Origin of the sequence: Paraburkholderia lacunae (genome assembly GCF_003353175.1) — a bacterium.
GTDB classification, from domain to species: Bacteria; Pseudomonadota; Gammaproteobacteria; order Burkholderiales; family Burkholderiaceae; genus Paraburkholderia; species Paraburkholderia lacunae.
In genome coordinates, this window is sequence record NZ_QHKS01000002.1 from 268,842 (window position 1) to 288,191 (window position 19,350).

Annotated in this window: 22 protein-coding genes; 17 read left to right on the forward strand and 5 right to left on the reverse strand. The window is 64.1% G+C overall.

Annotated features, from left to right (window positions below):
* The first annotated feature begins 48 nt into the window (after positions 1-48).
* From DLM46_RS04025 to DLM46_RS04070, 10 genes are all read left to right on the forward strand, one after another.
* Positions 49-1,182: an MlaE family ABC transporter permease gene (locus tag DLM46_RS04025; RefSeq protein WP_115099483.1), complete on the forward strand. Its 1,134-nt coding sequence runs from the start codon at positions 49-51 to the stop codon at positions 1,180-1,182.
* Positions 1,179-2,057: an ABC transporter ATP-binding protein gene (locus DLM46_RS04030; protein WP_115099484.1), complete on the forward strand. Its 879-nt coding sequence runs from the start codon at positions 1,179-1,181 to the stop codon at positions 2,055-2,057. The genes DLM46_RS04025 and DLM46_RS04030 overlap by 4 nt, the downstream gene beginning before the upstream one ends.
* A gap of 16 nt (positions 2,058-2,073) precedes the next feature.
* Positions 2,074-3,060 (forward strand): MlaD family protein, encoded by a 987-nt coding sequence (locus DLM46_RS04035; protein ID WP_115099485.1) that lies wholly within the window; start codon positions 2,074-2,076, stop codon positions 3,058-3,060.
* A 29-nt stretch (positions 3,061-3,089) separates the two neighbouring features.
* Positions 3,090-3,716 carry an ABC-type transport auxiliary lipoprotein family protein gene (locus DLM46_RS04040; RefSeq protein WP_115099486.1) on the forward strand — a complete coding sequence of 209 codons (627 nt, stop codon included), beginning with the start codon at positions 3,090-3,092 and terminating at the stop codon, positions 3,714-3,716.
* 31 nt (positions 3,717-3,747) lie between these two features.
* Entirely contained in the window at positions 3,748-4,905 is a 1,158-nt protein-coding gene (locus tag DLM46_RS04045; protein WP_115099487.1) for a VanZ family protein, read from the forward strand.
* Positions 4,906-5,015: 110 nt separating this feature from the next.
* A complete protein-coding gene (locus DLM46_RS04050; protein ID WP_115099488.1) occupies positions 5,016-5,339 on the forward strand; it encodes a (2Fe-2S) ferredoxin domain-containing protein in 324 nt (107 codons plus the stop codon).
* Positions 5,340-5,347: 8 nt separating this feature from the next.
* Complete coding sequence (locus DLM46_RS04055; protein ID WP_115099489.1) at positions 5,348-5,992, forward strand: alpha/beta hydrolase; 645 nt, start codon at positions 5,348-5,350, stop codon at positions 5,990-5,992.
* Positions 5,993-6,314: 322 nt separating this feature from the next.
* Positions 6,315-7,544, forward strand: coding sequence for a D-alanyl-D-alanine carboxypeptidase family protein (locus DLM46_RS04060; protein WP_115099490.1), 1,230 nt, complete (start codon positions 6,315-6,317; stop codon positions 7,542-7,544).
* 13 nt (positions 7,545-7,557) lie between these two features.
* Positions 7,558-8,517 (forward strand): D-amino acid aminotransferase, encoded by a 960-nt coding sequence (locus DLM46_RS04065; RefSeq protein ID WP_115099491.1) that lies wholly within the window; start codon positions 7,558-7,560, stop codon positions 8,515-8,517.
* A gap of 28 nt (positions 8,518-8,545) precedes the next feature.
* Complete coding sequence (locus DLM46_RS04070; RefSeq protein ID WP_244305819.1) at positions 8,546-8,758, forward strand: DUF493 family protein; 213 nt, start codon at positions 8,546-8,548, stop codon at positions 8,756-8,758.
* A gap of 6 nt (positions 8,759-8,764) precedes the next feature.
* Here the strand turns inward: DLM46_RS04070 and DLM46_RS04075 are convergent, their stop codons facing one another.
* Complete coding sequence (locus tag DLM46_RS04075) at positions 8,765-9,733, reverse strand: transcriptional regulator GcvA (protein WP_115099493.1); 969 nt, start codon at positions 9,731-9,733, stop codon at positions 8,765-8,767.
* A gap of 98 nt (positions 9,734-9,831) precedes the next feature.
* Between DLM46_RS04075 and DLM46_RS04080 the strand changes: the two genes are divergently transcribed.
* From DLM46_RS04080 to lipA, 3 genes are all read left to right on the forward strand, one after another.
* Positions 9,832-10,158, forward strand: a complete 327-nt coding sequence (locus DLM46_RS04080) for a DUF2917 domain-containing protein (RefSeq protein ID WP_115099494.1) — start codon at positions 9,832-9,834, stop codon at positions 10,156-10,158.
* Between the two features lie 95 nt (positions 10,159-10,253).
* Complete coding sequence (lipB, locus tag DLM46_RS04085; protein ID WP_115099495.1) at positions 10,254-10,979, forward strand: lipoyl(octanoyl) transferase LipB; 726 nt, start codon at positions 10,254-10,256, stop codon at positions 10,977-10,979.
* Positions 10,980-10,992: 13 nt separating this feature from the next.
* Positions 10,993-12,012 (forward strand): lipoyl synthase, encoded by a 1,020-nt coding sequence (lipA, locus tag DLM46_RS04090; protein WP_115099496.1) that lies wholly within the window; start codon positions 10,993-10,995, stop codon positions 12,010-12,012.
* Positions 12,013-12,129: 117 nt separating this feature from the next.
* Here the strand turns inward: lipA and DLM46_RS40875 are convergent, their stop codons facing one another.
* Positions 12,130-12,264: a hypothetical protein gene (locus DLM46_RS40875; protein ID WP_279635153.1), complete on the reverse strand. Its 135-nt coding sequence runs from the start codon at positions 12,262-12,264 to the stop codon at positions 12,130-12,132.
* 56 nt (positions 12,265-12,320) lie between these two features.
* On the reverse strand, positions 12,321-12,767 hold the full coding sequence (locus tag DLM46_RS04095) for a hypothetical protein (RefSeq protein ID WP_115099497.1): 447 nt from the start codon (positions 12,765-12,767) through the stop codon (positions 12,321-12,323).
* A 276-nt stretch (positions 12,768-13,043) separates the two neighbouring features.
* Between DLM46_RS04095 and tauA the strand changes: the two genes are divergently transcribed.
* The 3 genes from tauA to DLM46_RS04110 are packed head-to-tail and all read left to right on the forward strand — an operon-like array spanning position 13,044 to position 15,774.
* A complete protein-coding gene (tauA, locus tag DLM46_RS04100) occupies positions 13,044-14,066 on the forward strand; it encodes a taurine ABC transporter substrate-binding protein (protein ID WP_115099498.1) in 1,023 nt (340 codons plus the stop codon).
* 44 nt (positions 14,067-14,110) lie between these two features.
* A complete protein-coding gene (locus tag DLM46_RS04105; RefSeq protein WP_115099499.1) occupies positions 14,111-14,908 on the forward strand; it encodes a taurine ABC transporter ATP-binding protein in 798 nt (265 codons plus the stop codon).
* A complete protein-coding gene (locus DLM46_RS04110; RefSeq protein WP_115099500.1) occupies positions 14,905-15,774 on the forward strand; it encodes an ABC transporter permease subunit in 870 nt (289 codons plus the stop codon). The genes DLM46_RS04105 and DLM46_RS04110 overlap by 4 nt, the downstream gene beginning before the upstream one ends.
* A 65-nt stretch (positions 15,775-15,839) precedes the next feature.
* On the opposite strand, the gene DLM46_RS04115 is transcribed toward DLM46_RS04110, so the two are convergent.
* A complete protein-coding gene (locus DLM46_RS04115) occupies positions 15,840-16,523 on the reverse strand; it encodes a histidinol-phosphatase (RefSeq protein ID WP_115099501.1) in 684 nt (227 codons plus the stop codon).
* 212 nt (positions 16,524-16,735) lie between these two features.
* On the opposite strand from DLM46_RS04115, the gene DLM46_RS04120 reads away from it, so the two are divergent.
* Positions 16,736-18,403, forward strand: a complete 1,668-nt coding sequence (locus DLM46_RS04120) for a Na/Pi cotransporter family protein (protein WP_115099634.1) — start codon at positions 16,736-16,738, stop codon at positions 18,401-18,403.
* A 60-nt stretch (positions 18,404-18,463) separates the two neighbouring features.
* Here DLM46_RS04120 and DLM46_RS04125 read toward each other — a convergent pair whose 3' ends face one another.
* Entirely contained in the window at positions 18,464-19,234 is a 771-nt protein-coding gene (locus tag DLM46_RS04125; protein WP_115099502.1) for a DeoR/GlpR family DNA-binding transcription regulator, read from the reverse strand.
* Between the last annotated feature and the right edge of the window lie 116 nt (positions 19,235-19,350).

The window sequence follows — 19,350 nt, forward strand, 5'->3', positions numbered from 1 at the left end:
GCCTTCGTTACAATGGCCCTTAATCCGATCACAAGATTCCAGCGATCCTTGAACTACGACACTCCGCCCGGCCTCGAAGTCGCGGCAGGCAGCCAAGGCAAGATCGTCCGGCTCTCAGGCCAGTGGACGGCGCTTGCGCTCGCGCGCGACCGTGCCACCGGTCATGTGATTCCCCAGTTGCGCAAGCTGATCGGCGCCGAAGGCATCGGCCAGTGGGACCTATCGCGCGTCGACCGCATGGACCACGTCGGCGGCCAGGCGCTGTGGCGCGTGTGGGGCCACAAGATGCCGGCCGACACCACGCTCACCGATACGCAACGCGACATCTTCGAGCGCATTGCCTTGCTCGACGCCGGGCGCGAAAAGGCCGAGCCGGTGCCGAGGTTCGATCCGTTGACGCGGCTCGGCATGGCGATCTTCTCGTTCGTCGAGCATCTGTACGGCGGCGTCGCGATGTTCGGGCGCGTCGTGCTGGATCTGTTGGCGATCCTGCGTAAACCGAAAATCACGCCGTGGACCGAAATCTCCGCGAACGTTTACAACGCCGGCACCAAGGCGCTGCCGATCACCGCGCTGGTCGCCTTTCTGATCGGCATCGTGCTCAGCTACCTGTCCGCGCAGCAACTGCGGCTTTTTGGCGCAAACCAGTACATCGTCAATATTCTCGGGCTTTCGGTGATCCGCGAGCTGGGACCGGTATTGTCGGCGATTCTGGTCGCGGGCCGGTCGGGCTCGGCGATCACCGCGCAGATCGGCGTGATGCGCGTCACCGAAGAACTGGACGCGATGCGCGTGATGGGCATCCCGCACGGGCTGCGCCTGATCCTGCCGCGGGTGGTCGCGCTCGGCGTGGCGATGCCGCTCCTCGTGATGTGGACCAACATCATCGCGCTGACCGGCGGCGCGGTCGCCGCGAAGATCGTGCTTGGCATCGACATGAACTACTTCGCGCGCGCATTGCCGAGTGTGGTGCCGGTCGCGAACCTGTGGATCGGCCTTGGCAAGGGCGTCGCGTTCGGCATGCTGATCGCGATCGTCGGCTGTCACTTCGGTTTTCGCATCAAGGCCAATTCGCAGAGTCTCGGCGAAGGCACGACGACCTCGGTGGTGACCTCGATCACCATCGTGATTCTCGCGGACGCGGTGTTCGCGATTCTGTTCCAGAACGTGGGGCTCGGATGATTGCGCCACTCACTCAGGCCGTGCGCGGCCAACCGGTGCCCGAGATCGCCGAGCCGGTGATCGAGGTGATCGACATCACCAAGCGCTACGGCCGCAACATCGTGCATCAGCACCTGAATTTCGACGTGCGGCGCGGCGAGATCGTGTCGATCGTCGGCGGCTCGGGCTCGGGCAAGACCACGCTGGTACGGCAAATTCTCGGTCTCGAGCGGCCGTCGTCCGGCACCATCAAGCTGTTCGGCGAGAACCTTACGACGATATCTCCGGAAACCGCGCTGCTGATGCGCAGCCGCTCGGGCATGCTGTTTCAGCGCGGGGCGCTGTTCTCGTCGCTGTCGGTGTTCGACAACGTCGCGCAGCCGTTGCGCGAACTCGGCCAAGTGCCCGAAGACCTGCTGCGCGACATCGTGATGCTCAAGCTCGAAATGGTCGGCCTGCCGTGCAAGCATGCGTCGAAGATGCCGTCGGCGCTGTCGGGCGGCATGATCAAGCGGGTGGGCATTGCGCGCGCGATCGCGCTCGAACCCGAACTGCTGTTTCTCGACGAGCCGACCGCAGGCCTCGATCCGCAAGCGTCCGAGGAATTCGTCGAGCTGATCGCCGCCTTGCATCGCGCGCTAGGTTTGACGGTGGTGATGGTCACGCACGATCTCGACACGATGGTCGCGCTGTCCACCCGCGTGGCCGTTCTGGCTGATCGCAAGGTGCTGGTCGCCGCGCCGGTCGAAGAAGCGGCGGGCGTCGATCATCCGTTTATTCGCGAATATTTCCTCGGGCTGCGCGGGCGTCGCGCGCTGCAGGCGCTGCCGCCGGAACGCCGCGCGAAGCTGCCGCGTGCGGCGCTCGAACCGGCATCATCCGAATTGCCGCTGTGAACCAGGGAACCTGACCATGGAAAACAAATCACATGCCTTCTGGGCAGGGCTCTTCACGGTGGTCTTGCTGGTTGCCATCGCGTCGGCGGCTTTTTTGTTCAACGTCGACCGTTCGGTACGGGTGCCGTACGATCTGATTGCGCGCACCAACGTGACCGGGCTCTATACCGACGCCGCCGTGCGTTATCGCGGGCTCGACGTCGGCAAGGTGCAGTCGATCAAATTCGATCCGTCTCATCCGGGTCAGATCGTGATTCGCATCCTCGTCGACACGCACGCGCCGATTACCCATTCGACTTTCGGCAGCCTGGGCTTCCAGGGCGTCACGGGCATCGCATTCATCCAGTTGGACGACAGCGGGCGCGATCCGTCGCCGTTGCCGTCATCGCCGAAGCAGGTGGCGCAATTGCCGATGCGCCCGGGCTTGCTCGATCAGTTGCAGCAACGCGGCGACGTGCTGCTGCGCAAACTCGAAAGAGTCACCGAAGACGTCGACAATCTGTTGTCGCCGGAAATGGTCAGTCAGTTGCAGGGCACGGCGGCCAGCATCCAGAAAGCCGCTGACGGCGTCGCAACGCTGACCCAGCAGATGGCGCCGGCCGCCGGCAAGCTGCCGGCCACGCTCAACCAGCTGAATGCCACGCTGGCGTCGACCAATCAGCTGATCACCAGTCTGAACCGCTCCGACGGCCCGTTCGAGACCAACCTGAACAAGGTCGGCACGGCAGCGCAGCAGGCGGGCGATGCGCTGGCGTCGATGGACGGCTCGTTGCAGGAGTTGTCGGCGCGAGTCGGTTACGACACGCTGCCGCGCGTCAATTCGCTTGCCGAAGACGTGCGCTCGGCCGCGCGTTCGGTGGACCGCGCGGCCGAGGCGTTCAGCACCAATCCGCGCAGCGTGCTGTTCGGCGCGCCGCAGGCGGCGCCCGGCCCAGGCGAAGCCGGCTTTACGTGGCCCGCGGGCCGCGCCGCTGCGCCCGCCGCTGCGCCCGCCGCGAAATGAATTGAAGGTTTTGAAGAAGGAACATGGTTATGTCACGCTCGATTCACCGCCTGTTTTCCTCGAGCGCCGTGCTGGCGGTGCTGCTCGCATTCGGCGTGCTGGCCGCGGGCTGCGCGGGCACGCCCGCGGCGATCGCGGATATCCGCTACGACCTCGGGCCGCCGAACCCGGTTGCTTCGGCCGGCACGCTGCCGCCCGTCAAGGTGCTCGATGTGAGCGCGCCCGACACGCTCGAGTCCGACAAGCTGATCTACCGGCTCAGCTACGCCGACGCGCAGCAGACGGCGTCGTACGCGAATAGCCACTGGACCATGGCGCCGTCGCAGTTGCTCACCCAGCGTCTGCGCGGCGCGCTCAGTTCGCGCGGCACCGTGCTGACGGGTGCGGACGGCGTGCGTGCGCCGGTATTGAAGGTCGAATTGAGCGAGTTCGAGCAGGTCTTCGACAGCCAGTCGGAAAGTCACGGCGCGGTGACCGCGCGCGCCACGCTGACGCAGAGCGGCAAGGTGATCGGCCAGCGCACCTTCATTGCGCGCGCGCCGTCCAGTTCGGCCGATGCCGCCGGCGGCGCGCAGGCGCTCGCCGCCGCCAGCGACGACCTCGTCGCGCAGATCAGCGCATGGCTCGGCGTGCAGGCACTGGTCGCGGCGCAATGACCCGACTGCAGCGCGCGCTGCGGAGCGCTGCATGAACGACAAACCCTGGCTGCACCGTCCGTCGGCGCTCGCCCGGCTGGCGCTGGGGCTGTACGCCGCGCTGATCGTCTACGGGTCGTGGTACCCGTTTTCCGGCTGGCGTTCGCTCGGCCTCGGTCCTTTCGACTATCTGTTCGATCCCATGCCGCAGTACCTGACGGCGTTCGACGTCGTCGCCAACGTGCTCGGCTACATGCCGTTCGGCGCGCTGGTGGTGCTCGCGGTCTATCCACGCTGGCGCGGCACGTTGGCGGTCGCGCTCGCGTTCGTGCTCGGCGGACTGTTGTCGGGCGTGATGGAAGCCGTGCAGACCTATCTGCCGACGCGCGTCGCCTCCAATCTCGATGTGGCCGCCAATGCGCTCGGCGCGCTGCTCGGCGCGGCGATGATGTCGCCGGCCACCGGCGCGCTGCTCGATCGCGGCTTGCTGCGCCGCTTGCGCCTGCTGTGGTTCGAGCGCGATAGCGCGGCGCTCGCTTGCATCGTCGCGTTGTGGCCGTTCGCGACGATGTATCCGGTGCCGCGCCTTTTCGGGCTTGGCAACTGGCCGCGCGCGCTGTGGCTGAGTTTCGATTCGAACACGCAGGAGGCGTTGCTCGCATGGACGCCGCCCGGCTGGCACGTCGGCGGATGGCCGGCGCTGGCCGCCGCCTGGTTGCCCGACGGCGGCTGGGAAGCCGCTATCACCACGCTCAGTCTGTTCGCCGCGCTCGCGCTGGCGTCGCTGCCGATGCGCCGCCACGCGCCGCGCGTGCGCCTGCTGACTGCTTTTATCGTCATGACCTTGTGCGTCAAGGCGGGCGCGACGTTCCTGCAATCGCAATCGGGCCTCGCGTTCGATTGGGCGACGCCCGGCGCGCTGCTGGGCCTCGCCTGCGGCACGGTCGCGGCGCTGCTTGCACTGCGGCTGCGGCGCCGTTCGCGCGCGGCGCTCGCGGCCTGTGCGCTGACGCTCATGCTGGCGTTCGTCAATCTGCTGCCGGTGAATCCGTATTTCGATGTCGTGCTGGCCGACTGGCGGCAAGGACGTTATCTGCACTTCAATGGCCTCGCGCAATGGCTCGCGTGGATCTGGCCGTATGCGGCGCTGGTGTGGCTGGCGTTCCTGGTCGAGCGGGTGTGGCTCAGGCGGCGCGCGAGCGGGGCATGAATGGGGCATGAGCGGCCCCGAGCCCCGCTCGCTATAATCGACCGCACCACAGAGGCGCCGCAGCGCGCCCAGCGCCGTTCCCCATTCTTACAGTCTCGCCTCCGGACACCATGGACTCCTTCTACAAGTACCACGTCTTCTTCTGCCTCAATCAGCGCGAGCCCGGCGCGGAACGCCCGAGCTGCGCGAACTGCAACGCGCAGGCGATGCAGGAGCACGCGAAAAAACGCGTGAAGCAACTTGGCCTCGCCGGCCCCGGACAAGTGCGGATCAACAAGGCCGGCTGTCTGGATCGCTGCGAACTCGGGCCGACGGTCGTCGTTTATCCGGAAGGCGTCTGGTACACGTATGTCGACGAGAGCGACATCGACGAAATCGTCGATTCGCATCTTGCGAACGGCAAGATTGTCGAGCGTCTGAAGATCGATCAATAAGCCGCGCCATGAACGTTCACACGAAGAAATATCTGATCGACGGCCCGGTCGGCAAGATCGAAGTCGCACTGGATCTGCCCGACGAAACCCGCGAAAACGGCGCCGCGCCGCGTGGCATCGCGCTCGTCGCGCACCCGCATCCGCTGTTCGGCGGCACGATGGACAACAAGGTCGCGCAAACGCTCGCGCGCACGCTTGTGCAGTTGAACTACGTGACCTATCGCTCGAATTTTCGCGGCGTGGGCGAAACGCAGGGCGAGCATGACAACGGCATCGGCGAACGCGACGATCTGCGCGCGGTGCTCGACCACATGCGCGCCGAAGCGGGGCAGGGTGATCTGCCCCTCGTGCTCGCGGGCTTCTCGTTCGGCACCTTCGTCTTGTCGCATGTGGCCGCGAAGCTGCGCGAAGACGGTCAGCCGATCGAGCGCATGGTGTTCGTCGGCACCGCGGCGAGTCGCTGGGAAGTCGCGCCCGTACCGGAAAACACGCTCGTGATTCACGGCGAAACCGACGAGACGGTTCCCATTCAATCGGTTTACGACTGGGCAAGGCCACAGGAATTGCCGATTGTCGTGATCCCGGGAGCGGAGCATTTTCTGCACCGCAAGCTGCATATTCTGAAGCGGATCATCGTCGACGCGTGGCGGTGAATCGTGCCCGGCGCGTGTTTTCCGGGGTACAGGTACGCACAAACCGAAATTAATCGCCACCCATTGCGCAAAGTTACCAGGATAGCGCGCGTATAATGAGCGCTCTTTTTTGGGCGCAGCACAGCCCACCCGGCAGTTCGCGCGACGCGTAGCAACCCTGCGCGCGCAGCGGTGCTGGATGCGAGGCTTGCTGCGCGAACCGACCGCGTGGCCGGAAGTCCAACGGGCGCCGTGCCGTGTTTTACACGGCTGACGCTTGCCGACCGGCTCTCCCAAACTCCGCGCCCTGCGCGCGATGCATTTATCTGCACGAATCGACCCTATGCGTTTTTCCATCTCCGGCCGCACGTCATTTCCCTCCGTCGCTTCCTTCGTTCCCCCTACGCTTAGCCGTGCCGTGACCCTCGGCATCGTGTTGCCGGCAACCCTCGTTGCCAGCACGGCGTTCGCGCAAGTGCCGCCTCCTGGCGTGAACGCGCGTTCGTGGGTGCTCGTCGACGCAACCAGCAATCAGGTGCTCGCCTCGGGCAATGCCGACGAACGCGTCGAACCGGCGTCGCTCACCAAGCTGATGACCGCGTACCTCGTCTTCGAAGCACTGCAGACGAAGAAGATCACGATGGAACAGACGGTGATGCCGAGCGAAGCGGTGCGCCGCGTGCGCACGGACGAATCGCGCATGTTCATCGAGGCGAACAAGCCGGTGACCGTGCACGATCTGGTCTACGGCATGATCGTCCAGTCGGGTAACGACGCGGCGATCGCGCTGGCCGAACTGGCCGGCGGCAGCGAGGCGCAGTTCGTCAACATGATGAACACCGAAGCCCAGCGCCTCGGCATGACGCATACGCATTTCGCCGACGTGAACGGCATGCCCGACCCGCAGCACTACACGACCGCGGGCGACCTCGCGATCCTGTCGGCGCGCCTGATCCGCGACTTCCCCGACTACTACAACATCTTCTCGGTCAAGGATTTCACCTACAACAAGATCAAGCAGCCGAACCGCAACCGTCTGCTGTGGATCGATCCGTCGGTGGACGGCCTGAAGACGGGCCATACGCAAGGCGCCGGCTACTGCCTCATCGCGAGCGCCAAGCGGCCGTTGCCGGGCGCGAACGACACGTCGCGCCGTCTCGTTTCGGTGATGATGGGCGAGACCAAGGAACACGACCGCGTGCAGGACAGCCTGAAGATGCTGAACTACGGCTACACCGCGTATGACACGGTGCGTCTGTACAAGGCGAATCAGGTGGTCGGCGCGCCGCGCGTCTACAAGGGAGCGCAGGACACCGTGCAGATCGGCGTGAAGGGCGATCAGTACATCACCGTGCCGAAGGGCATGGGCGACAAGGTGAAGCCCCAGATCGAACAGATCGACCCGCTGATCGCGCCGCTCGCCAACGGTCAGCAGGTCGGCACCGTGAAGCTGGTCGCCGACGGCAAGGTGCTCGCGCAATTCCCGGTTGTCGCGTTGCAGGCCGTGTCGCAAGCCGGCGTAGTGGGCCGCGTGTGGGATTCGCTGATGCTGATGTTCAACAAGAAGAAGTAACAACCTGACGCCGATGACCGCTGTCTGCGATGCTCCGCTCGACCCGATCGTCTATCTGAACCGCGAGCTGGTGCCGTTGTCCGAAGCGCGCGTGCCGGTTCTCGACCGCGGTTTTATCTTCGGCGACGGCATTTACGAAGTCGCGCCGCTGTATGCGCACGCCGGCGGCCGCACGCCGTTTCGCTTCGCGCACCATCTGGCGCGTCTCGCGCGTTCGCTGGAGAAGATCGGCATCGTCAATCCGTTCGACGCCGCCGGCTGGCGCGCGCTGATCGAGCGGGTAGTCGCCGCCAATGAAGCGGATGGCGGCTTGCGTGTCGATCAGAACGCGATCGCTTATGTACAAGTGACGCGCGGCGTCGCGAAACGCGGCCATGCATTTCCGGCCGGCATCCAGCCGACCGTATTCGTGATGGTCAGCCCGTTGAACTTGCCGGGCGCCGCGCAGCGTGCCCAAGGCGTGCGTTGCGTCAGCGCCGAAGATCGTCGCTGGCTGAATTGCGACATCAAATCGGTGTCGCTGCTCGGCAATGTGCTGATGGCACAGTACGCGGCGGAAAACGATGCGTTCGAAACGATCCAGTTTCGCGACGGCTTGCTGACCGAAGGGTCGTCGTCGAATGTCTGGGTGGTGAAGGATGGCGCGCTATTTGCACCGCCGCGCAGCCAGAAGATTCTCGAAGGGATCCGCTACGGACTGATCGAAGAGCTGACGCAGGAGTGCGGCATCCGCTTCGAAGCGCGCGAGATTGCCGAAGCGGAACTGCGCGCCGCGGACGAGATCCTGGTCAGCTCGGCCACCAAGGAACTGCTGCCGGTCACGCAGCTCGACGGCCGGCCGGTCGGCCACGACGGTAAGCCGGGCGCGGTCTTTGCGGCGCTGTACGCGGCGTACCAGCGTGCCAAGGCAAAAGAAGCGCTTGAGGCGCAGCAAGGAGTGAACAGTGAATTCCGCGAAAGAATCATTGCTTGAGTTTCCGTGCGATTTTCCCATCAAGATCATGGGCAAGTCGCATCCCGCATTCGCTGAGACCATCGTCGCGGTGGTGCGGCAGTTCGATAACGAAGTCGACCCGGAGCGTGTCGAAACGCGACCGTCCAGCGGTGGTAACTACACCGGACTGACGGTCACGGTGCGCGCAACGAGCCAGGCGCAGCTTGACGATATCTATCGTGCGCTCACCGGTCATCCGATGGTGAAAGTGGTGCTTTAAGCGAAGTCATGGCGTGACGCGCAATGCGTCCGCCGACTGAGCGGAGCTTGCCGAGGGGCCTGCCGCACAAGCCCGGTCGAAAAGCTGTTTGAACCGTCCCACTTCGTCGAATACCCAATCGCGGAAAGCCTTGACCCGCGCGGTTTCGAGCATTTGCGGAGGGCAGATGAAGTAGTACTGCCACGGGCTCGGCCCATCCACGTCGAATAGCCGCACGAGGCGGCCCGCCGCGATCTCGTGCATTGCCAGCGATCGGCGCGTGAGCGCGACCCCCTGGCCGTCGATGGCCGCCTGCAGCAAATTCGACGAATCCTGATACAGCACCCCGCGCTTCGGCTCCGGCCAGTCGGTGAGGCCGGCGGCGTCGAACCACGGGCGCCACAATTCGTCGTCGGAGCGCAGCAGCGGGACCTTGGTCAGATCGGCGGGAACTTGCGGCAGCTTGCCGCCGTTGAAGGTCGGCGCGCAGGCCGGAAAGAAAATCTCCTCCAGCAGCAGTTCCGAATGAAGCCCCGAATATTTGCCGAAGCCGAAGCGGATCGCCACGTCGACGTCGTCGCGCGCGAAGTCCGTTAGCGCGTTGGTGGACAGCAGTTCGAGGTCCCACTGCGGATGCGCCTCGATAAAGCTGCCGATGCGCGGCGTCACCCAGCGCGCCGCAAACGATGACAGCATCGATACGACGAGGCGCCGCTCGCGGTCGCCGGCGCGGATTTCGCGGGTGGCATCGGCGAGCGCCATCAGCGCGGTGCGCACGTGGGTGGCATAACGCCGGCCGGTTTCCGTGAGACGCACGCGCTTGCCGTCGCGGGCGAACAGCGTGATGCCCAGCTCCGCTTCCAGCGCCCGGATCTGGTGGCTGACAGCGCCGTGCGTGACGAACAGCTCGTCGGCGGCGCGCGAGAAGCTCTCGTGGCGGGCGGCGGCTTCGAAAGCCTTGATGGCGTTCAGTGCGGGCAATTGCCTTAGGTCCATCGCAATATTTCTCACATAGAGGTGAAAATAGATCGTTTTGCGTAAACCCTTGCTACGCCTACGATTGTAGCCACGAAACGAATTTTGGCGAGGGCATCATGAGAGAAATTTCCTCTAGCATCGCGTTTGAAATCCGTCACGGCGAAACCGTACCGATGAAGGTGGCACGCAGCACCAAGCTGGTCGTGCATGGTGGCGCCGTATGGGTAACACGCAGCGACGACACCGAAGACTACTGGCTGCAGCCTGGCCACACGCTGCGGCTGCGGCGCGGCGAGCGTCTGTGGCTGAGCGCCGAGGGCAACACGCAGGCGAGGGTGGCGTTTTCGGTGCCGACACGGTGCGACGAGCGGGCGCTGAACTGGTTCGCGCGGGTCGGCGAACGGCTGGCGGCGTGGATGCGCGGCGGCTGGCGCACGGTTTGAGCCTCTTTGGGGCCTGGACGGCGCGGCGGCGGCGGGCCGCGGCGCCGTGAGCACTTCCGGCGGGGATTGCCGGATTTCGGTAAACTGACGCCATTATGTGTGCCACCCCGGTTTTCCCGTCTCCCCTGCCCGCCACGGTGCCCCCCACTCTGCGCTGGCGCGGCAGTGAAACTTACGAAGCCAGTTTCGCCGCGATGCGCGCGTTCACCGACGAGCGCACGGCGGACACCCCTGACGAAATCTGGCTGGTCGAACACCCACCCGTCTTCACGCTCGGCCAGGCCGGCGACCCGGCGCATCTGCTGGCGGCCGACAGCGGCATTCCGTTGGTCAAGGTCGATCGCGGCGGGCAGATCACGTATCACGGACCAGGCCAGGTGGTCGCCTATCTGCTGCTCGACTTGCGCCGGCGCAAGCTGATGGTGCGCGAGATGGTCACGCGGATCGAGCAGGCCGTGATCGATACCCTTGCGGCGTATAATCTCGCCGGAGAACGCAAGGCGGGGGCTCCGGGCATCTATGTGGCGCCCGGGCCGGACGCCGGGCTGCATGCTGGCGCCAAGATCGCCGCGCTGGGTCTGAAAATCCGCAACGGCTGCAGCTATCACGGCGTGAGCCTGAATGTGAAGATGGATCTGCGGCCGTTTCTGGCCATCAACCCATGCGGCTACGCGGGGCTCGAAACCGTCGATATGGCGACGCTGGGCGTTGCTGCCGGCTGGGACGAAGTGGCCCGAACCTTTGCTGCGTGCCTCACCGCAAACCTCGACGGCAGTCCCGCGGCCGTCGCCCAACCGCAGGCCGGTGCGCTCACCGCCTGACTGGACCGAACGAATGACTGACGTTACCGCGAACCTCGCAGCTTCTCCTGCTGCCGCTACCGATGCCGTGCCGGCTGCCGCCGCCGGCACGGCTTACGACGCCACCGCGAAGCAGAAGGCGCAAGCCAAAACCGCCCGTATTCCGATCAAGATCGTCCCGATCGAGAAGCTGAAGAAACCCGACTGGATCCGCGTGAAGGCGGCCACCGGCAATTCGCGTTTCTACGAGATCAAGCAGATCCTGCGCGAACACAACCTGCATACCGTGTGTGAAGAGGCGAGTTGCCCGAACATCGGCGAATGCTTCGGCAAGGGCACCGCGACGTTCATGATCATGGGCGACAAGTGCACGCGCCGCTGCCCGTTCTGCGACGTCGGCCACGGCCGTCCCGATCCGCTCGATGCGGACGAGCCGGGCAACCTCGCTCGCACCATCGCGGCGTTGAAGCTGAAGTACGTGGTGATCACCAGCGTCGACCGCGATGATTTGCGCGATGGTGGCGCCGCTCACTTCGTGGAATGTATCCGTCAGACGCGCGAGTTGTCGCCGGACACGCGCATCGAAATTCTCACGCCGGACTTCCGCGGCCGTCTGGACCGCGCGATCGGTATTCTGAACGCCGCACCGCCTGACGTGATGAACCACAACCTCGAAACGGTGCCGCGTCTGTACAAGGAAGCGCGTCCGGGTTCGGATTACGCGCATTCGCTGAAGTTGCTGAAAGACTTCAAGGCGCTGCATCCGAACGTCGCGACCAAATCGGGCCTGATGGTCGGCCTCGGCGAAACCGAAGAGGAAATCCTGCAAGTGATGCGCGATCTGCGCGAGCACGACGTGGATATGCTGACGATCGGCCAGTATCTGCAACCGTCGGAGCATCATCTGCCGGTGCGCTCGTATGTGCATCCGGATACGTTCAAGATGTACGAGGAAGAAGCGTACAAGATGGGCTTCACGCATGCTGCCGTTGGCGCGATGGTGCGCTCGAGCTACCACGCCGATTTGCAGGCGCATGGCGCTGGAGTGGTCTAAGCGGTTTGGCTGGTTGGTCGGTTGAAAATACAAAGCCCGCACTTGTTGCGGGCTTTGTTCATCTGGGCGGCCTGGTTACCGGGCGGGAGTCAAGCCCGGGCAGACGGCCGGCGTCGGTTACCGGAAGTACTTCACGGTCAGCATCGCAATACAGAGCAGCGTTCCGCTGACGACCGCGAAGGGGCCGATGAAATCGATAAAGCGATTACGCAGTTCGCGATTCTCGATGATGTAGTCAATCAGATTGGGCATGTGATTTCTCCCTGTGATTCGTGGGTCAAAGTATAGCCCAATAGTTTTTAAATTGCTTAGGTTAACGAATAATGAGATATGGCGAACGAAGTCGCGGCGACGGCCGTTATTAAAATTGATGTCCACATCAGTTTTTGGCCAGGTACCTCGTCGCCGCCGCTATGTGAGAGATGGGGCGCCGAGTCAGCAGCGCCGAACGTCACGAGTATGGAGGCTGCGATGATAAATAGTACGTGCCAGATTAGTCCTGCCAGCATCACAGTCAATATGCTGCCTGACGAAGCCGCTCCGAGCGCACCTCCAATCTCATAGCACGCGCTCGCGCACATCGAAATGACGACCCACAGGAGTTGCCCGTCCCGGATCGCCCTTGTGGCAATGCCTTTCGAGGTCTGCCGATAGACGCGCGAGAAGTTCAATAGAGGCAACAAAGCAATCGGCGCGAAAACAGGCACGCCGACATTGAAAAGCAACCAGCTCAAGCGGTGAAGAAATTCGACCATAGGAATGCGAACTGAAGAACAATCCGGTGATCATCCCGCCCGCCCCAAGCCACGGTCAATCCGCCAAACGGCCAGCTTGCGCTCAGGTATTTAAATCCGCGATCATCCGCTAGAGCCGATCCGCTGCACGCAGCAGCAACCACCCCTATCCAACTCAACGCGAAAAGCAATGCTCGAACGGCGTGATTAGCTATCGCGGATTAAATAGAACTGCGCGCGCACAAACTCCCTATAGTCGAAAGCCTCCCAGACAACACGCACTAAAGGGGCTTCCCGATGAACCGCTTTCTCCGCACATTCGCGGCGTTCTCCGCGCTGCTCGCGCTGTCCGCGCCGTTTACCTCCGCCGCACACGCCGATAGCAAAGAAGTCGTGATCGCGTATCAGGACATGGTCGTGCCCTGGCGTTATGCGCAGGCGACCGGCGAGGTCGAGAAGGCCACCGGTTACAAAGTCACCTATCGCAAGCTCGGTAGCGGCGCCGACGTGATCCGCGCGCTGGCCTCCGGCTCGGTGCAACTCGGCGAGGCGGGGTCGAGTCCGATCGCGGCAGGGTTGTCGCAAGGCGTCGATATTTCGCTGTTCTGGATTCTCGACAACATCAACGACGCCGAAGCGCTGGTCGCGCGCGACGGTTCCAACGTAACGAGCGTCGCTGGACTGAAGGGCAAGAAGATCGGCGTCCCGTTCGTATCGACCTCGCACTTTCATACGCTGGTCGCGCTGCAGAACGCCGGCGTGAATCCGTCGGACGTGAAGATCGTCAACCTGCGCCCGCCTGAAGTCGCGGCAGCGTGGGAGCGCGGCGACATCGACGCGACCTACATCTGGGATCCGGTGCTGGCGAAGGTGAAGAAGAACGGCAAGGTGTTGATCACGTCGGGACAGATTGCGCAGCAGACCGGCAAGGCGACCTTCGACGGCTTCGTTGTGGATCGTAAGTTCGCCAGTCAGAACGCCGAGTTCGTCGCGCGTTTCGTGAAGGTGCTGGCCGCGACCGACGCGAGCTACCGCGATCACAGGTCGGCGTGGACCGCGGCTTCGCCGCTGGTCGAAGCCGTTGCGAAGGAGTCCGGCGCCGTCGCGCAGGACGTGCCGGCGAGCCTCGCGCTGTATGCCTTCCCGACGCCCGCGCAGCAGGCTTCGAACTTGTGGCTGGGTGGCGGCGCGCAATCCGGCGCGGCGAAATCGCTGGCCGCCACCGCCGCGTTTCTGAAGACGCAAGGCACGATTCAGAACGTGCTGGCCGATTACTCGATCGGCGTCGATCCGCAGTTCGTGCAGCGTGCAGCGCATTGAGCCGCAGGCATTGATTCCCATTAGCACGATGAAAAGGATCGGCGATGAGCGGTCTTGAGATCAGGCGATTGCAGGTCGCCTATGAAGGCGAGCGCGGCGCGATGCCGCACGTCGCGCTCGCCGACGTCGATCTGCGCATCGAACCGGGCGAGTTCGTCGTCGCGCTGGGGGCGTCGGGTTGCGGCAAGACGACCTTGCTGAACTGCATTGCCGGCTTCATTCAACCGACCGCAGGCGACGTGCGGCTAAACGGCGAACCTGTGCTCGGGCCGGGCGCGGATCGCGGCGTGGTGTTCCAGAAGTACGCGTTGATGCCGTGGCTCGACGTGCTCGAAAACGTGGCGCTCGGCTTGCGCTTCCAACGCGTGCCCAAGGCGGAGCGCGAGCGCATCGCACGGCAGATGCTGGCGCTGGTCGGCCTCGAACAGCATGCGCGCTCGCCGGTCTATGCGTTGTCGGGCGGCATGCAGCAGCGCGTGGGCATTGCACGCGCATTGGCGAGCGATCCACAAGTGCTGTTGATGGATGAACCGATGGGCGCACTCGACGCAATGACACGCGAGTCGATGCAGGAACTCGTACTCGACGTCTGGGGGCGTACGCGCAAGACGGTGTTTTTCATTACGCACAGCGTCGAAGAGGCGCTGTTTCTGGCAACCCGCCTCGTGGTGATGACGCCAGGCCCTGGCCGCATCGCCGACAGCTACGACCTGCCGTTCGCACGACGTTTTCTCGAGACACGCGACGCGCGCGCGGTGAAGTCGTCACCGGATTTCATCGAATGGCGGGAGCGGCTGGTGCGCCGCCTGCATGAACGGCGCGAGGAGGAGGTGGCGTCTTGACGGCTTCGCGGGAATCATTCGGCGATCTGCCGCGGGCGCGTGCGGGAGAATCGTCGCGCAGGAATGCGCGCCCGGTGCGCGGCTGGCGCTTGCCGGGCGAAGGCCCGACTGCGGCTCTCAGCGTAGTCTCGGTGACGACGCTCGCAGCGCTGTGGTGGCTAGCGACGCATCTGCACTGGTTGCCACCCTTGTTCCTGCCGACGCCCGAAGCCGTTTGGGCCGCGTTTCTGGACGCGTGGCGCGGACACATTCAGGGCGGCCTGCCGCTCTCGCAGCATCTCGCATGGAGCGCGCTGCGCGTGTTCGGCGCCTTCGCACTGGCGGCGCTCACCGCAGTGCCGATTGGTCTCCTGATGGGCGTGAGCCGGGTCGCGCGCGGCTTGCTCGATCCGCCGCTGGAGTTCTACCGGCCGTTGCCGCCGCTCGCGTATCTGCCGCTGGTGGTGATCTGGTTCGGCATCGACGAGACGGCGAAGATCGTCGTGATTTATCTCGCCTGTTTCGCGCCGATCGCGATGGCTGCGCGCGCCGGTGTGCGCAGCGCGACCATCGAACAGATTCATGCGGCTTATTCTCTCGGCGGCCGCTCTGGGCAGGTCGTGCGCCACGTGGTCTTGCCGGCCGCGTTGCCCGAGATTCTGACCGGCTTGCGTATCGCGATCGGCTTCGGCTGGACCACGCTGGTCGCCGCCGAGATGGTCGCCGCCACCGCGGGACTCGGCCAGATGGTGCTCAACGCATCTAGCTTCCTACGTACCGACGTGGTGGTGATGGGCATCGTGCTGATCGGACTTATCGCGTGGCTGTTCGACCTCGGCATGCGCGCGCTGGAGCGGCGGATGGCGCCGTGGAAAGGGCGCGTTTAGCCGCGGCGGCTCACACCTGCACGGCCGCATGCGCCGGCAAACCCGGAGCAATCATCGGGCAAACATCAGGCAAACAGTTCGATCACCGGCCAGCCGCGTTCCGTGGCGATGTCCCGCAAGCGAGGATCGGGATTGGTCGCGACCGGATGCGTGACGCGCTCCAGTAACGGCACGTCGTTGATCGAGTCGCTGTAGAAGTAGCTGCGCGGAAAATCCTGCAAACGATGGCCGAGCGAAGCCAGCCAATTCTCGGTGCGGGTGATCTTGCCTTCGCGGAAGGTGGGTACGCCAACTGCGGTTCCGGTGTAGCGCGCCAAAGGATCGCCGCCTTCCGTGCCGAGCTCGATGCCGAGCAGATGTTCGAAGCCGAGCGCCTTGCCGATCGGCATGGTGATGAACACGTTGGTCGCCGTCACGATGCAGCACAGGTCACCTGCTTCGATGTGACGTTGCACGAGTTCGCGCGCTGCCGGCAGGATCGCCGGCACAATCACCTCACGCATGAACTGGGCATGCCACGCGTCGAGCTGCTCGCGCGAATGGCGGGCGAGCGGCGCCAGCGTGTAGTCCAGATAGGCGGCCATATCGAGCGTGCCGGCTACATATTGCCGGTAGTAATCGTCGATTTCCTCGGCATGCCGCGCAGCGCCTTCTATCCCTAATCCAGCGATGAAATGCGCCCATGCCTGATCGCTGTCGAGCGGCAGCAGCGTATGGTCCAGGTCGAACAGCGCAAGGTTGCGGCTCATCGGGATTCCTCGGCATCAGGTGGTTGAGCGGACCGGTGCGCTAACCATCCCGTCGGCGCACAGCAATCCACAGCTTTGCGCGAGCGTATATTTAAAAGCACAAAATTACAATAAGGCAAAAATATGCAACACTACTGTCATACGCCCCGGGTGCCGGTTCGCACGGCATGCGGTTCGGGTCATGGCAGCCGGAACGGAACGCGCAGTGCCTCATGTTGATTCTCCTTAACCTTCTGGCCGGCGTTGCGCTGCTCGTATGGGGCTCGCACATCGTACGCACCGGCATCCTGCGTGTTCTCGGCGCCGATCTGCGCAGCGCACTCGGGCGCAGCACCAGCAGCCGCTGGCGGGCCTTCCTTTCTGGCGTCGGCGTAACGAGCCTCGTGCAGAGCAGCAATGCAACCGCGGTGATCGTCACGTCGTTTGCGGCGCAGGGTCTCCTGCCGCTCACCAGCGGCCTTGCCATCATGCTCGGTGCCGACGTCGGCACCGCGTTGATGGCGCGGGTGCTGACTCTCAATCTGTCGTGGCTGTCGCCGATCCTGATTCTGTCCGGTGTGCCGTTCTTTTTGTCGCGCAAGCAGACCCGCGTCGGCCAGATTGGCCGCACGCTCATCGGGCTTGGCTTGATCCTGCTGGCGCTGCACCTGATCGTCGAGGCCGCACAGCCGATGATGCAAGGCGCCGGCGTGCGCGTGATGTTCGGCGCGCTGACCGGCGACACCATGCTCGATGCGCTGGTCGGCGCGGCATTCGCGATGCTTTCCTATTCGAGCCTCGCGGCGGTATTGCTGACCGCGACGCTTGCGTCGTCCAGCGTGATCTCTTTGAAAGTGGCGTTGTGTCTCGTGATTGGTGCGAATCTCGGCAGCGGCTTGCTGGCGCTTATCGGTACTGTTGCGCAAAACACGGCAGCGCGGCGTCTGGCGTTGGGCAGCCTTGCGTTCAAGCTGGCCGGCGCACTGCTGATCCTGCCGTTCGCACCGCTGCTCGCGCGCGGCCTGCCGGTGCTGATTGCGAATCCACGCGAAGCCGTGGTCGGTTTTCACGTGATCTACAACACGCTGCGCTGCTGCGCGTGTCTGTCGCTGATCGACCCGGTGGCGCGCATCTGTACGCGCGCGTTGCCGGACCGGCCGCAGCCGAACGGCGAACTGCGTCCGCTGCATCTGGATACCGCGGCGCTTTCCACGCCGGCTCTCGCGCTCGCGCATGCCGCCCGCGAGGTGCTGCGCATCGGCGACATCGTGCGCACCATGCTCGACAACGTCGCGGATCTGATCCATCACAACGATCTCGACAAAGCGCGCGAAACAGTCCGCATGGACGACGACGTGGACGAACTCTATGCCGCGGTCAAAACCTATCTGACGCTGATCTCCCGCGAGCAGCTCGACGCGGCCGACAGCCGCCGCTGGACCGACATCATTTCGCTCACGATCAACCTGGAGCATGCGGGCGACATCATCGAGCGGATCGTGAGCGATATTGAGGAGAAGAAGATCGCGCACCGATTGTCGTTCTCCGAGGAAGGGCTCGGTGAGCTGGACGATTTGCAGACACGCCTCGTCGCCAATCTGCAACTCGGGCTATCCGTGTTTCTGAACAACGATCTGCGCTGCGCGGAGCGCTTGCTGGCGGAGAAGGAGCGCTTTCGCGATCTGGAGCGCGCGTATTCATACAAGCATCTGGACCGGCTCGCGGGGCAAAGCTTGCGCAGCATCGAGACCAGCGCGTTACATCTGGATCTGATCAGCGACATGAAGCGGCTCAATTCGCTGTTCTGCTCCACAGCCTATCCGGTACTCGACGCTGTCGGCGCGCTGCGCGACACGCGCTTGCGCAAGCGCGTGCTCGACACGATGCATGTGAAGGAATAGGCATCTCGCCGGCTGTCGATCGCCGGCGCGCTTCACCGGCAACCGGGCCCACACGAGGCGCTAAGCCAGAACAATCTCTTCCAGTTTCCTTTTCAGCGATGCGAAATCGGCGGCTTCGGCCGCCTTTTTGTTGGTGATCAGCACGTCGATGCGATCGACCGGACAGTACGAAATCCGGCTGCGCTGGCCGATCTTGCTGTAGTCGGCGAGGATCACCACGCGATCCGCGTTGGCGACCATGGCGCGCGCGACTTCGGTTTCGCCGTGATCGTAATTGGTTGCGCCGTGCCGGTGATCGATGCCGACCGGCGAGAGCAGCGCCATGTCCGCGCGATAGCGCTGGATGTCGAGCACGGTGGTGGCACCGGTGGTCGCCATCGCGCGATCGCTGATCGAGCCGCCCAGCAGGATGACTTCATTGGCCGCTTCGGCTTGCTCGGCGGCGCCGCGCATTTTCAGTGCGACGTCGATCGAGTTGGTGACGATCGTCAGGTTCGCCAGTTTCGCCAGTTCTTCGGCCAGCGCCGTGGTGGTGGTGCCCGCGTCGATGAACAGCGTCTGGCCGCTGGCGATCAAGCCGGTTGCCGCCTTGGCGATCGCTGTCTTCGATTTGACGCGCATGTGCGCACGCTCGGCGATCGGCGCTTCGTCGGCGGGTTTGATCGCGCCGCCGTGCACGCGCCGCAACTCACCGAGCGCTTCGAGATCGAGTAAATCGCGCCGCACGGTTTCGCGCGATACGCCGAGGTCCGCCATGATGCGTTCGGTCGACACACGCTGAAGCGTCGACAGCAACGCGCGAATTCTCTGATGACGGTCTTCCTGCCACATGCAATTTTCCTTGAATGCGAACGCGCGTTCACGGGGCTCTGTTTTGATCACGACATCGTGGGCACGGATGTGTGTCCAGACGATGTCAAGCGCACTACTCTAGCCGAATTGTGTTG

Excerpts from the sequence above, each read along its gene's own strand:
- lipB (WP_115099495.1), top strand. The coding sequence starts at position 10,254 with ATGTGTGCCACCCCGGTTTTCCCGTCTCCCCTGCCCGCCACGGTGCCC.
- tauA (WP_115099498.1), top strand. The coding sequence starts at position 13,044 with ATGAACCGCTTTCTCCGCACATTCGCGGCGTTCTCCGCGCTGCTCGCG.
- DLM46_RS04065 (WP_115099491.1), top strand. The coding sequence starts at position 7,558 with ATGACCGCTGTCTGCGATGCTCCGCTCGACCCGATCGTCTATCTGAAC.
- DLM46_RS04035 (WP_115099485.1), top strand. The coding sequence starts at position 2,074 with ATGGAAAACAAATCACATGCCTTCTGGGCAGGGCTCTTCACGGTGGTC.
- lipA (WP_115099496.1), top strand. The coding sequence starts at position 10,993 with ATGACTGACGTTACCGCGAACCTCGCAGCTTCTCCTGCTGCCGCTACC.
- DLM46_RS04075 (WP_115099493.1), bottom strand. The coding sequence starts at position 9,733 with ATGGACCTAAGGCAATTGCCCGCACTGAACGCCATCAAGGCTTTCGAA.
- DLM46_RS04070 (WP_244305819.1), top strand. The coding sequence starts at position 8,546 with ATGGGCAAGTCGCATCCCGCATTCGCTGAGACCATCGTCGCGGTGGTG.
- DLM46_RS04060 (WP_115099490.1), top strand. The coding sequence starts at position 6,315 with ATGCGTTTTTCCATCTCCGGCCGCACGTCATTTCCCTCCGTCGCTTCC.
- DLM46_RS40875 (WP_279635153.1), bottom strand. The coding sequence starts at position 12,264 with ATGCCCAATCTGATTGACTACATCATCGAGAATCGCGAACTGCGTAAT.
- DLM46_RS04055 (WP_115099489.1), top strand. The coding sequence starts at position 5,348 with ATGAACGTTCACACGAAGAAATATCTGATCGACGGCCCGGTCGGCAAG.
- DLM46_RS04095 (WP_115099497.1), bottom strand. The coding sequence starts at position 12,767 with ATGGTCGAATTTCTTCACCGCTTGAGCTGGTTGCTTTTCAATGTCGGC.
- DLM46_RS04045 (WP_115099487.1), top strand. The coding sequence starts at position 3,748 with ATGAACGACAAACCCTGGCTGCACCGTCCGTCGGCGCTCGCCCGGCTG.
- DLM46_RS04115 (WP_115099501.1), bottom strand. The coding sequence starts at position 16,523 with ATGAGCCGCAACCTTGCGCTGTTCGACCTGGACCATACGCTGCTGCCG.
- DLM46_RS04105 (WP_115099499.1), top strand. The coding sequence starts at position 14,111 with ATGAGCGGTCTTGAGATCAGGCGATTGCAGGTCGCCTATGAAGGCGAG.
- DLM46_RS04125 (WP_115099502.1), bottom strand. The coding sequence starts at position 19,234 with ATGTGGCAGGAAGACCGTCATCAGAGAATTCGCGCGTTGCTGTCGACG.
- DLM46_RS04040 (WP_115099486.1), top strand. The coding sequence starts at position 3,090 with ATGTCACGCTCGATTCACCGCCTGTTTTCCTCGAGCGCCGTGCTGGCG.
- DLM46_RS04030 (WP_115099484.1), top strand. The coding sequence starts at position 1,179 with ATGATTGCGCCACTCACTCAGGCCGTGCGCGGCCAACCGGTGCCCGAG.
- DLM46_RS04080 (WP_115099494.1), top strand. The coding sequence starts at position 9,832 with ATGAGAGAAATTTCCTCTAGCATCGCGTTTGAAATCCGTCACGGCGAA.
- DLM46_RS04120 (WP_115099634.1), top strand. The coding sequence starts at position 16,736 with ATGTTGATTCTCCTTAACCTTCTGGCCGGCGTTGCGCTGCTCGTATGG.
- DLM46_RS04050 (WP_115099488.1), top strand. The coding sequence starts at position 5,016 with ATGGACTCCTTCTACAAGTACCACGTCTTCTTCTGCCTCAATCAGCGC.